10 protein-coding genes and 1 tRNA gene are annotated in these 12,744 nt (G+C 63.9%); all 11 read left to right on the forward strand.

Features of this window, described 5'->3' with window-relative positions; all coding sequences use genetic code 11:
• Positions 1 to 147 precede the first annotated feature (147 nt).
• The 11 genes from ACQR1F_RS23810 to ACQR1F_RS23860 all read left to right on the forward strand — a co-directional run bounded on the left by ACQR1F_RS23810 (position 148) and on the right by ACQR1F_RS23860 (position 12,702).
• Positions 148 to 1,926, forward strand: coding sequence for a putative bifunctional diguanylate cyclase/phosphodiesterase (locus ACQR1F_RS23810; RefSeq protein ID WP_315803850.1), 1,779 nt, complete (start codon positions 148 to 150; stop codon positions 1,924 to 1,926).
• A 132-nt stretch (positions 1,927 to 2,058) separates the two neighbouring features.
• Positions 2,059 to 3,252, forward strand: a complete 1,194-nt coding sequence (locus ACQR1F_RS23815; RefSeq protein WP_434898912.1) for a substrate-binding domain-containing protein — start codon at positions 2,059 to 2,061, stop codon at positions 3,250 to 3,252.
• A gap of 66 nt (positions 3,253 to 3,318) precedes the next feature.
• Positions 3,319 to 4,083, forward strand: coding sequence for an ABC transporter ATP-binding protein (locus tag ACQR1F_RS23820; RefSeq protein ID WP_316179140.1), 765 nt, complete (start codon positions 3,319 to 3,321; stop codon positions 4,081 to 4,083).
• Entirely contained in the window at positions 4,080 to 4,802 is a 723-nt protein-coding gene (locus ACQR1F_RS23825) for an ABC transporter ATP-binding protein (protein WP_315803852.1), read from the forward strand. Before ACQR1F_RS23820 ends, ACQR1F_RS23825 begins: the two co-directional genes overlap by 4 nt.
• Positions 4,799 to 5,809: a branched-chain amino acid ABC transporter permease gene (locus ACQR1F_RS23830; protein ID WP_315803853.1), complete on the forward strand. Its 1,011-nt coding sequence runs from the start codon at positions 4,799 to 4,801 to the stop codon at positions 5,807 to 5,809. Before ACQR1F_RS23825 ends, ACQR1F_RS23830 begins: the two co-directional genes overlap by 4 nt.
• Positions 5,806 to 6,876, forward strand: coding sequence for a branched-chain amino acid ABC transporter permease (locus ACQR1F_RS23835; RefSeq protein WP_434913977.1), 1,071 nt, complete (start codon positions 5,806 to 5,808; stop codon positions 6,874 to 6,876). Before ACQR1F_RS23830 ends, ACQR1F_RS23835 begins: the two co-directional genes overlap by 4 nt.
• A gap of 204 nt (positions 6,877 to 7,080) precedes the next feature.
• Positions 7,081 to 10,176, forward strand: coding sequence for a bifunctional diguanylate cyclase/phosphodiesterase (locus ACQR1F_RS23840; protein WP_434913978.1), 3,096 nt, complete (start codon positions 7,081 to 7,083; stop codon positions 10,174 to 10,176).
• Between the two features lie 145 nt (positions 10,177 to 10,321).
• Complete coding sequence (locus tag ACQR1F_RS23845) at positions 10,322 to 10,726, forward strand: YccF domain-containing protein (protein ID WP_315756821.1); 405 nt, start codon at positions 10,322 to 10,324, stop codon at positions 10,724 to 10,726.
• 142 nt (positions 10,727 to 10,868) lie between these two features.
• Positions 10,869 to 10,945: transfer RNA gene (locus ACQR1F_RS23850), tRNA-Arg, on the forward strand.
• Positions 10,946 to 11,128: 183 nt separating this feature from the next.
• A complete protein-coding gene (locus ACQR1F_RS23855) occupies positions 11,129 to 11,866 on the forward strand; it encodes a HipA family kinase (protein WP_434889662.1) in 738 nt (245 codons plus the stop codon).
• Positions 11,863 to 12,702 (forward strand): DUF3037 domain-containing protein, encoded by an 840-nt coding sequence (locus ACQR1F_RS23860; RefSeq protein WP_434889661.1) that lies wholly within the window; start codon positions 11,863 to 11,865, stop codon positions 12,700 to 12,702. The genes ACQR1F_RS23855 and ACQR1F_RS23860 overlap by 4 nt, the downstream gene beginning before the upstream one ends.
• The last annotated feature ends 42 nt before the right edge of the window (positions 12,703 to 12,744 follow it).

Genomic DNA, 12,744 nt, shown 5'->3' on the forward strand with positions numbered 1-12,744 from the left:
GGGTCCGGTCGCGTCGTTCTTCCGATTCAGGAACGGTTAATGACGCCGCGGCACAAAGCTCCGTTCTTTCCAAGACTTGGCGCGCACGTTCCGGGTTTCTACGTAGCGCTTAACTAAAATGAAGCGGGAACTTTGCACAATCGGCGCATGTACAGCAGCGACCGATTCAACTTTTCTCCCGGACCGAACGAGGGGCTGGGCTCGACCGAGGCCGAGTTGCGCTTCCTGCGCACCGTCCTCAGCCAGCTTCCCTCGGGCGTCACGGTCCAGGACGAGCACGGTCGCTTTCTGCTGGTCAACGATACGGCCGCCGTCCAGCTCGGCGCCGCCGCCAACAGCATCGACGGCCTCTCGGCGCCGCATCTCCACAACAGGCGCACGGCCTGCCGCGAGATCCTTGGCCGGGGACGAACGGTGATCGGCGAGGAAAAGGTGGCAGGCGAGCGCGGCGGGCAGACCCTGCTGACAGCGCATCGGCCGGTTCGCATCGGCGACCAGAGCGTCCTCATCTCCAGCTCGGCCGACATCAGCGAGCAGAAGGAGTTCGAGGACCAGCTGTTTCGCGCCGCCTATTATGACGAGTTGACCGGCCTGCCGATGCGCCGCGTGGTCGAGCATCGCGCCGACCTCCTGGTCCGGCGCGGCCGCGTTGACGGACGCTTCGCGCTCGCCTTTCTCGACCTCGATAATTTCAAGTACATCAACGACTATTACGGCCACGCCACCGGCGATGCGCTGCTGGTCGAGCTCGCCAAGCGCATCAGCCGCGACCTGCGCGAGTCGGACCTGCTGTCGCGCATCAGCGGTGACGAGTTCCTGCTGCTGCTGCATCCGATCGAGCGTGCCGAGGAGGTCGCCGAATTCCTGCACGACATGCTGGACCGCCTGAACGCGCCCTTCTTCATCGACGGCGCGGAGGTGTTCGCCTCCGCGTCCGTCGGAGTCAGCCTGTTTCCCGAGCATGGCGCAAGCTACGACGTGCTGCGCCAGAACGCGGATCTGGCGATGTACCGCGTCAAGAACAGCGGCAAGGGCACGCTTGCCTTCTTCTCCAGCGCGATGGAGCACGAGGCGCTGGCGCGCATGAAGGTCGAGCAGTCGCTGCGGCTCGCGATCCTGGAAAAGCGCTTCTGCTGCGCGTTCCAGGCCAAGGTCGACATCCGCACCGAGGAGATCAAGGGCATCGAGGCGCTGGTACGGCTGCGCGACAATGAAGGCGTGATCCAGGCGCCAGGCTCTTTCATCAATCTCGCTGTCGAGCTCGGCCTGATCGACGAGCTCGCCCATCTCGTGCTGGACGAGATCGTCAAATCGATCGATCTGATCAACGACGCGTTTGGACCGGACGCGACGATCAGCATCAACGTCGCGGCGAAACAGGCGTCGAATCCGGAATTCATGCAGCCCTTCGCGCTGGCGATCGCGGCGACCGGCTTTCCCAAGCGGTTCATGATCGAGGTCACCGAGGACGCGTTCGTGACCCGCAGCCATTTCCAGGATGAGATCGTGCCGCTGCTGCGCGGGATCGGCGTCGGCATCTCGATCGACGATTTCGGCATCGGCTATTCGTCGCTGTCGGCGCTCGCCGACATCACGGCGGACGAGATCAAGATCGACCGCTCCTTCATCACCGACATTCATAAGCGGCCGCGCAGCCAGGGCATCCTGCGCGCGATCGAATCCCTGAGCGAGGCGCTGGGCATGACGGTGATCGCGGAAGGCATCGAGTCGTTCGAGGAGCTCGCCTATCTGCAGGCCGCGACCAAGATCCGCTATGCGCAGGGCTACTACTTCTCGCGTCCGATCTTCCTGGAAGAGCTGAAGCCGGCGGCCCCGCTTGCAAGCGAAGCGCGCATCAGTCTCGCCAGTCGCCCTGTGCAGGAAAATCGCCAGGCCTATGCGCGCAGCAGCCGCTATCGGCGTTGACCTCTCGGAGGACGGAGCCCTTCAGCACAAAATATGAGCGTCACCGGCTGCCGCTGAAAGCGCCTTGACCCAGGCTGAGCCTGCACACTATCAGTTGCAGGCAACAGCCGCCGGTAGCTGGGAGGAAGGCTCGTGAAGACGTCACATATTCTCAAAGGTATTGTTTCATCATTGACTGCCGCCCTGCTGGCCACCGCCGCCCAGGCCGACGATCTGAAAATCGCTCTCATCTACGGCAAGACCGGCCCGCTCGAGGCCTACGCCAAGCAGACCGAAGCGGGTCTCCGCCTCGGCTTCGAATATGCCACCAAGGGCACCAACATGATCGACGGTCGCAAGATCGTCATCATCACCAAGGACGACCAGGGCAAGCCCGATTTGTCGAAGGCCGCACTGTCCGAAGCCTATCAGGATGACGGCGCCGACATCGCGATCGGCACGACCTCCTCCGCCGCGGCGCTCGCGGACTTGCCGGTCGCCGAGGAGAACAAGAAGATCCTGATCGTCGAGCCGGCGGTCGCCGACCAGATCACGGGCGAGAAGTGGAACCGCTACATCTTCCGCACCGGCCGCAACTCGTCGCAGGATGCGATCTCCAACGCGGTCGCGATCGGCAAGCCGGGCGTCACGGTCGCCACGCTGGCGCAGGACTATGCCTTCGGCCGCGACGGCGTCGCCGCCTTCAAGGAGGCGCTGGCCAAGACCGGCGCGACGCTGGGGGCCGAGGAATATGTGCCGACCAGCACGACCGACTTCACCGCCGTCGGCCAGCGCCTGTTCGACGCGCTGAAGGACAAGCCCGGCAAGAAGATCATCTGGGTGATCTGGGCCGGCGCTGGCGATCCACTGACAAAGCTGCAGGACATGGATCCGAAGCGCTACGGCATCGAGCTGTCGACCGGCGGCAACATCCTGCCGGCGCTTGCCGCCTACAAGCGGCTGCCGGGCATGGAAGGCGCCACCTATTACTATTATGACATTCCCAAGAACCCCGTGAACGACTGGCTGGTGGCCGAGCACCAGAAGCGCTTCAGCGCGCCGCCGGACTTCTTCACCGCTGGCGGCTTCTCGGCCGCGATGGCCGTCGTCACCGCCGTCACCAAGGCCAAGTCGACCGACACCGAGAAGCTGATCGCGGCGATGGAGGGCATGGAGTTCGATACGCCGAAGGGCAAGATGATCTTCCGGAAAGAAGATCACCAGGCGCTGCAAAGCATGTATCACTTCCGCGTCAAGGTCGATCCGAACCTCGCCTGGGCCGTCAACGAGCCGGTGCGAGAGATCAAGATCGACGAGATGGCGGTGCCAATCCGCAACAAGCGGTGAGATGATGAATTGCGTGCCCGGCCCTCGCGCCGGGCACGTTCTTACTGGCACTGACAAGCTGGCGACATGGCCCTTACCCTCGAAACCCGCGACCTCACCATCCGTTTCGGCGGTCATGTCGCGGTCAACAGCGTCAGCTGCAGCTTCAGGCCGGGCGAGCTGACCGCCATCGTCGGCCCCAACGGGGCCGGCAAGACCACCTATTTCAACCTGATCTCCGGCCAGCTGACGGCCTCCTCGGGCTCCATCCTGTTCGACGGCCGCGACATCACCAGTCTCTCGGCACCCCTGCGCACCCGCGCCGGCTTGGGACGCGCGTTCCAGCTCACCAACCTCTTTCCCAATCTCAGCGTCGAGGAGAACGTGCGGCTCGCTGTGCAGGCACAGAGCGGCGTGCACTATGACCTGCTCCGCCCCTGGATGGCGCGACGCGACCTGATTGCGCGAGCGGACGCGATCCTCGACCAGGTCGCGCTCGGCGGCCGCCGCAGCGTCACCGCAACGACGCTGTCGCATGGCGACCAGCGCAAGCTCGAAGTCGCGCTGATGATGGCGCTGGAGCCGAAGGTTTTCATGTTCGACGAGCCGACGGCGGGCATGAGCATCGACGAGGTGCCGGTCGTGCTCGACCTGATCGGCAGGCTCAAGCAGGACAAGAGCAAGATCATCCTGCTCGTCGAGCACAAGATGGACGTCGTGCGCTCGCTCGCCGACCGCATCATCGTGCTGCATAACGGCCAGCTGGTGGCCGACGGAAAGCCCGCGGAGGTGATCGCCTCGCCGATCGTGCAGGAAGCCTATCTGGGCGTCGCCCCGCGGAGCGCGGCATGAGCGCGCTACTGACGCTGTCTGCCGTCGAGACCTATATCGGGCGTTATCACATCCTGCAGGGCGTGGATTTCGAAGTGCCTGAGGGGCAGACCACGATGCTGCTCGGCCGCAATGGCGCGGGCAAGACCACGACGCTACGCACCATCATGGGGCTGTGGCAGGCCAGGAATGGAACGATCGCGCTGGCCGGCGAACCGATCGAAAAACTGGCGACGCCCGACATCGCCCAGCGCGGCGTCGGCTACGTACCCGAGAGCATGGCGGTGTTCTCGGACCTCACCGTCAAGGAGAACCTGGTGCTCGCGGCGCGCAACGGCCCGCTCGACGATGCCCAGCTCGCCTGGATCTTCGGCTTCTTCCCTGCCCTGAAGAAGTTCTGGCTGTCTCGTGCAGGCAGCCTGTCCGGCGGCCAGAAGCAAATGCTGTCGATTGCGCGCGCGATCGTCGAGCCGCGCAAGCTGCTGCTGATCGACGAGCCGACCAAGGGCCTGGCGCCGGCGATCGTGGTGTCGCTGATCGAATGCCTCAAGGAGATCAAGCGCCGTGGCGCCACGATCCTGCTGGTCGAGCAGAATTTCCACGCCGCGCGCGAGCTCGGCGACCAAGTACTGGTGATGGACAACGGCACCATCGTCCATCGCGGCGAGATGGCCGCGCTCGCGGCCGACGTGCCGCTGCAGGAGCGCCTGCTCGGCCTCAGCCTGGAGGCGCATCAATGAGCGAGATCGCTGCGACCGAGGCACTGCCGAAACCGAAGCGCGACATTGCGCCCCTGCTGCTGCCGGTGGTGCTGGCGCTGCTGATGATCCCGCTGGTGGGATCGACGAGCTCCTGGGTGACCCTGACGGTCGCCAGCCTGGCGATGGGCATGATGATCTTCATCATGGCGTCCGGCCTGACGCTCGTCTTCGGGCTGATGGACGTGCTCAATTTCGGCCATGGCGCCTTCATCGCCGTCGGCGCCTATGTCGCGACGCTGGTGCTGCTGCCGCTGGCGAGCTGGGCCCAGTCCGACTCACTGCTGACCAACCTCGCCGTCCTCGTCCCCGCGGCGCTGCTGTCGATGGGCGTCACCGGCGCGCTCGGCCTCGTCGTCGAGCGCGTGCTGGTGCTGCCGGTCTACGGCCAGCACCTCAAGCAGATCCTGATGACCACTGGCGGGCTCATCGTCGCCGAGCAGACGCTGTATGCGCTGTTCGGTCCGCAGATCATTCCGCTGCCGCTACCCAACGCATTCCGTGGCTCCTTCATCATCGGCGACGTCGCGATCTCGAAATACCGGCTGCTGGCCATGCTGGTCGGCCTGGCGATCTTCGTCGCCATCGAGCTGGTGCTGAACCGCACCAAGCTCGGTCTCCTGATCCGCGCCGGCGTCGAGAACCGCGAGATGGTCGAGGCGCTCGGCTATCGCATCCGTCGCCTGTTCCTCGGCGTCTTCATGACGGGATCGGCGCTGGCCGGACTCGGCGGCGTGATGTGGGGGCTGTATCGCGAGCAGGTGCACGCCTCGCTCGGCGACGAGCTCACCGTGCTGGTGTTCATCGTCGTGATCATCGGCGGGCTCGGCTCGATCACCGGCTGCTTCATCGGCGCGATCCTGGTTGCGATGGTCGCCAACTATGGCGGCTTCCTGGTGCCCAAGCTCGCCCTCGTCTCCAACATCCTGCTGATGGTCGCTGTGCTGATGTGGCGGCCGCGCGGTCTCTATGCGGTGACCAGCCGATGATGATCCTGTCCGGCGATCCGCCCCGCAGCCGTGCGCTGTCGATCCTGCTCGTCGTCATCATTCTGGCGCTGCTGGCGACGCCCTTCATCTTCCCCGGCGCCAAGGCGCTCAACGTCGCCGCCAAGATCTGCATCTTCGCGGCGCTGGTCGCGTCCTACGATCTCCTGCTCGGCTATACAGGCTCGGTCTCGTTCGCGCATACGATGTTCTACGGCATCGGCTCCTACGCGATCGCCATCGCGCTCTACGGCCTCGGCCCAAACTGGACCTCGGTGGCGGTTGCCGTCGCCGCCGGGCTGCCGCTCACTTTGCTGCTGGCGCTCGCGATCGGGCTGTTCTCGCTGCGCGTCGAGGCGATCTTCTTTGCGATGATCACGCTCGCCATCGCTTCCGCGTTCCTGGTGCTGGCGTCGCAATTGTCGTGGCTGACGGGCGGAGAGGACGGCCGCAGCTTCCAGCTGCCCGAGCTGTTGCGCCCGAGCACCGTGTTCATCGGCAAGGACTGGTTCGGCATTCCGATCAACGGCCGCATCCTGACCTATTACCTGGTGCTGTCGGCCTGCGCGCTGATGATCCTGGCGCTGCTGCGCGTCGTCAACTCGCCATTCGGCCGCGTGCTGCAGGCGATCCGCGAGAACCGTTTCCGCGCCGAGGCGCTCGGCTATCGTACCGTCTTCCATCTCACCTACGCCAACTGCATCGCCGCGGTGATCGCCGCCTGCGCCGGCATGTTGAACGCGCTGTGGCTGCGCTATGCCGGGCCCGACACGTCGCTGGCGTTCTCGATCATGCTCGACATCCTGCTGATGGTCGTGATCGGCGGCATGGGCACCATCTACGGCGCCATCATTGGGGCTGCGATCTTCATCCTGGCGCAGAATTACCTGCAGGCCCTGATGGGGATCGCTTCGACCGCGGCTGCGGACGCCGGAGTGCCGCTGCTGCCCGGCCTGCTGCACCCCGACCGCTGGCTGCTGTGGCTCGGCCTCTTGTTCATCGCCAGCGTCTATTTCTTTCCGACCGGCGTCGTCGGCCGCCTTCGCAACAAACCGGGTGCGGCGCGCTGAGCTGCAAGTACCCTTAAAATTCTGCGCAACGGCGCCGCCGCAGCCTCTGCCGCACGGTATTCGCATGCAGAAATTATCGTTTGCCGCGAAGTTTCGGCGCGCGCCTTAAGCGACGGCTAACCGCATTTCCTAACCGGTCCGGCACCAGTGCCTTGTTATCAAGCTGGCTTGCAACAAGTCATTTCCTCCCGGGTCGATCAAGGCATGCAAGGCGCAGCAGATACGTCAGGGACCGGTAGCGAGCCGGAACGGATTGGCACGTCCCTCTGGCGCGGTCCGGTGCCATGGCTGATTGCGTGCGGAGCGCTTCTCATCGCAGCCATCGTCATCGGGACGATCGTCATGGCCAGCGGCTTTCGGGCGCGTGCGATCGCCAACAACGAGCGCGAACTCGAGAACACCGTGCTGCTGTTGAGCCGGCATTTCGCGCAGCAGTTCGAAGATGCGGAGACCGCGGTATCGCACGCGATCGGCCGCATGCAGCTCGCGTCGATCGCTTCGCCGGAGGCATTCCGGGCCGAGATGGCAAAGCCCGAGATCAGCGAGATGCTGCGCTCTCAGGTCAATGGCCTGTCCTATATGGGAGACCTCACGATCGTCGACGTCGACGGCAATTTCGTGAACTGGTCGTCCAACGACCCGCTGCCGGCCATCAACGTCGCGGACCGCTCCTACTTCAAGGACCTGCAATCGACATCGCGGCCGGACAGCTTCGTGATCCTGCCGGTCATGAGCCGCGTCACCGGCGGCTGGGCGACCATCGTCGCGCATCGCCTGAACGGCGCGAACGGGGAATTCCTCGGCTTGCTGACCCGCCGGGTGGATCCGCACACTTACGAGACGTTCCTGGAATCGATGGCCCTCGGGAAGGGCTCGTCGATCATGCTGGTCCATTCCGACGGCGCCGTGCTGGCGCACTACCCGCACGCCGAATCCCTGATGGGCGCCAGGATCGGGAACGACGAGTTGCTGAAGGGCGTCGCCGAGAGTGGCCTGCGCACGACCCTTCTCACGAGCTCCGTCGACAACCTGGAGACGATCGCGTCGGCTTCCAGGATCGGGCGCTTCCCGCTCGTCATCTCGGCCAACAGGCCGGTCGACGCCGCGCTCGCGGACTGGCGATCGCAGATGGTGCTGCTCGTGGGTGCGGCGGTGCTTGCGATCGCGGTCATCGCCGTGACGTTCAGCCTGATGATCCGGCAGATCGTGCGGCAGGGGCGTGCGGCAACGCGTCAGCTGGAGACGGAGAAGCAAAGGGTCGAGACTGCGCTGGACAACATGACGCAGGGGCTGATCTCGTTCGACGCGAACGCATGCGTCGTGATGTTCAATCAGCGCTTCATCGACCTGCTCGGCCTTTCCACCGACGTGATCAGGCCCGGCGCCCATCTCAGCGAGGTCATCGCGCACTGCAAGGCGCGCGGATCCTTCAACGGCGACGTGACCGACCTCTGCGCCGACATCATCGACCGAGCCGCGGCAGGCGGCACGTCGCAGATGATCGCGGAGGGCGGAGCCGGCCGCTTCTTCAACATCATCGACAAGCCGCTGGCGTCGGGCGGATGGGTCACGACGATCGAGGACATCAGCGAACATCGCCGGCTCGAGCAGGAGCGCGACCGCAACTACGCATTCCTTCGCGAGATCATCGACCACATCCCATCGCATATCATGGTCAAGGATGTCCGCGACCGGCGCTATGTCCTGGTCAACCAGTCGACCGAGCAGCGCTTCGGCGTGCCGCGCGAGGAGATCGTCGGCAAGACGGCGTTCGACCTGCTGCCGCGATCGGTCGCGGAAAAGGTGACCGCGGACGACGACCGGGCTCTGGAGCAGTCGGACGGGCTGTTTCTCGCCGAACATCCCTGGCAGAGTCCGGGGCTGGGATTGCGTTACATCACGTCGCGGCGCATCGCCGTCGCCGACGATGCGCGCGAGCCGCGCTATCTGATCAATGTGATCGAGGACACCACGGAGCGGCGGCTGGCCGACGAGAAGATCGCCCATCTCGCACATTTCGACGCATTGACCGAGCTGCCGAACCGCGTGCTGTTCCGGGAGCGCATCGACGAAGAGCTGGAGCGCGCGCGTCACGGCACCTTCTTCGCGCTGCTCTACATCGATGTCGACGAATTCAAGGGCATCAACGATTCGCTCGGCCATCATGTCGGGGACGAGCTGTTGAAGACGATCGCGCGCCGCATCGAGGGCTGCCTCGCGCCGGAGGATATGGTCGCCCGGCTCGGCGGCGACGAATTCGCGGTGCTGCTGACCACCGTTGCGGACCGGGACGCGGTCATCGTGGCCGTGAAGGAGATCCTCGAGGCCATCCGCAAGCCCTATCGCTGCCTGGGCCACCAATTGTCGACCGATGCCAGCATCGGCATCGCGCTGGCGCCGCAGGACGGCGTCGAGCGCGACCAGCTGACCAAGAATGCCGATCTCGCCATGTATGCCGCCAAGGCCGGCGGCCGCCGCACCTTCCGGTTCTTCGAGCCGTCTATGGACGAAAACGCGCGCGCGCGGCTGCAGTTGCAGCAGGACCTGCGCCGGGCGATTACGGAAGGCCAGTTCGAGCTGCACTACCAGCCGCTGCTCGGCTTCAGCGAGAACGTCATGACCGGCTGCGAGGCGCTGCTGCGCTGGCGTCATCCGGAGCGAGGGATGGTGCCACCGCTCGACTTCATTCCGCTCGCCGAGGACACCGGGCTCATCAACGAGATCGGCGACTGGGTGTTGCGCACCGCCTGCGCCGAGGCCGCGCATTGGCCCGCCGGCATCCGCATCGCCGTGAACGTCTCGCCCGTGCAGCTCAAATCGCCAACCCTGGCGCTGCGGATCGCAGGCGCGCTGTCGGCGGCCGGCCTTGCGCCCGAACGACTCGAGGTCGAGATCACCGAGGCGGTGCTGATCAGCGACGACGACGTCGCGCTCGGCATCCTGCACCAGCTGCACGACATGGGCGTGCGCATCGCGCTCGACGATTTCGGCACCGGCTATTCGTCGCTAAGTTACCTGAAGCGGTTTCCGTTCGACAAGATCAAGATCGACCGCTGCTTCGTCAGCGACATCGGCGCCGGCAGCTCGTCGGCGATCGTCCAGGCGGTGGTGAGCATCGCCGCCGCCAGCAACATGACGACCACGGCCGAAGGCGTCGAGACCGGCGCGCAGCAGACGGCGCTGCGGCAGCTTGGCTGCACCGAGATGCAGGGCTATCTGTTCAGCGCGCCGAAGCCGGCCGCCGAGCTGCGCAAGCTGTTCGCTCCAACGGCGGCAGGGAGCCTGCAGGCCGCCGGCTGAGCCGGCTTTCCGGCGTCCTCAACGCCTGGCCGCCCCGGCCGCGGCTGCGGCGGGAGGCCACGCAGATTTCGACGACCGCCCGCTACCGGCCTTGGCGTCGCGTTCCTATATCCGGGAGCGGCAACAACGGAGTTGGCAGGTCGTCATGCAGCCGGTTTCCATGCTTCTGAACATCCTCTGGATCCTGTGCGGCGGCGCCTACATGGCGTTCGGCTGGCTGGTCGCCGCGGTCGTGATGGCGATCACGATCGTCGGCCTGCCCTGGTCCCGCGCCGCCTTCAACATCGCCGCCTATACGCTGCTGCCGTTCGGCTCGCGTGCGGTTCGCCGCGACGAGCTCACCGGCATGGAGGACGTCGGAACCGGCGTTCTCGGCCTGCTCGGCAACATCATCTGGTTCGTGCTGGCCGGCTGGTGGCTGGCGCTCGGCCACCTCCTGACCGCAATCGTGCTCGCGGTGAGCATCATCGGCCTGCCCTTCGCCTGGGCCCATCTGAAGCTCGCCGGGCTGGCATTGTGGCCGATCGGCAAGACCATCGTGCCGGCGTAATGCGGGGCGGCAGGAGCGGCCGGGCCGCGCAACCCGGCCGAACTGCCCGCCCGCCTCGCGGCGCGTGCGGCCGTCCGCCCGGTCCGGGAGCCTCCAAGGCCGTTGCCGTCGCTCAGGCAATCGGCTAAACGATTGGCCGTACGCACCCGTAGCTCAGCTGGATAGAGCGTTGCCCTCCGAAGGCAAAGGTCACACGTTCGAATCGTGTCGGGTGCGCCATTAAAATCAACTGCTTAAGCTTTTCTTCCTTGCTCAGTACCGCCATCGAAGTACGGCGCTAGCAGTGGGAATTATGACGGATCGATTTCGAGGTCGGAGCGCGAGAGACGATCGATGATTCGGCGCGGGACCGCTATCGGCTTCTCCCGCCAGGCCGCGCCCGGCCGTACCGAGCCGCTCCGCGTGACAGTCCTGATGGATGACGGCGCCGAGTACGAGGCCGTCATGAAGATCTCAACAGGGATGGAGTTGGGAACCGAAGCCCTAATGAACGAGATGCTCGGATCTCTGATTGCAGCCGATCTTGGATTGGCAGTGCAAGAGCCGTTCTTCGTTGAACTATCGGCAGAATTCTGTGCATCAATCCCGCTCCCATCAATCCGAGCTCGCCTGGCGACATCGTGCCCCTTAGCCTTCGCCTGCCTTGATGCCGGCAAGCAATGGAGAGGCTGGAACGCAACCGACCGCATATCGTCAGCGCAGGAAGCTACTGCGGTCTCCATAATGGCTTTTGACGCCTTTACTGGGAACAGCGATCGAAGGCCGGGCAATCCAAATCTCCTGGTTAAAGATCAGGAGTGGCGTCTAATCGATCACGAGAATAGCTTCTCCTATCGGCTGCGGTTGTTTCCTCGGTGTCAGCCGTGGGTAGTAGGAAACCTAGCCGGCATGATCGCCTCGGGAGCGCCTAGCGAGCACATATTTGCGAGCCATTTGATCGGCAGGGAGACGTTAAGCCTCGCTCCAATCAAAGCTAGCTGGCTCGCGCTCTCAGACGCCCGTTTGGCCCAATACGACGCTATACTGCCAGTCGAATGGGACGCTACTCGACCGTACCTTCTCGAAGCGCTACAGCACATCAGGAGAGTACGCGAGACAATTGATCCGTGCTTGACTGAACTTGAGCGGATACTGCTATGAAACGACATCGATATACGTACAGCATCCTCCGATATCGTCACGATCCGGTGGCCGGCGAGCAATTAAACGTGGGCGTGATCCTGTATTCGCCTGAAAGTGCTTTCCTTGGTGCGCGCTTCCGAAAGAACTACGGCCGACTCTCGAAGGTGTTTCCAGATGTGGACGGATCCACCCTCCGACAGGACCTGACCCGCATCGAAAAGGCCTTTGAGCGGCTAGCGAAGACGGAAAGCCGCGACCTATTTTCTCTCGAAAGCAACGCAGCTTCGTTCGCCACCAAAATTGTCGGACCAGATGACGGCTCGTTGATTTGGAGCGACTTGGGGTCCGGGACCACAGAAAGCCCTGAGGCTACGTTGGATAAGCTGTTCATCCGTCTAGTCACTCAGTACGAAGACGCGACCGCTCCTCGAAGGACTGACGCCGATATCTGGCGCCCCATTCGCGATAAACTGATGGAACTAAAAGTGGCTTCCGTTCTGGAGAAGAAGACCATCGCTTCATCGAAAGATGAGGTAGAATTTGAGCACGCTTGGAAGAATGGCCAATGGCATTGCTATCAGCCGTTGTCGTTCGACCTCGCAACTGTGGACAGCATTCAGGAGAAGGCCGCGCGCTGGGTAGGCCACATGGTGGGCCTCTCCTCTGCAACCGAGAGATTTCGTCCCTATTTCATCGTTGGAAGCCCCTCTGAGCCAACTCTCCAATCTGCTTATCGGCGCGCGGTCGCCTTTATTGCTGATGCACCTCTTCATCCAACCATTGTCCCGGAAGAAGAAGTTGAAACATTCGCCAAAGAATTAGCTGACCGCGTACATTCGCACGAGCAAAAATAGAACGTTAGCGCTACTACTCAAGCTCTGCACATCAGCAAGAGA

It is taken from the genome of Bradyrhizobium sp. HKCCYLS3013 (genome assembly GCF_051167615.1).
Lineage (GTDB): Bacteria > Pseudomonadota > Alphaproteobacteria > Rhizobiales > Xanthobacteraceae > Bradyrhizobium.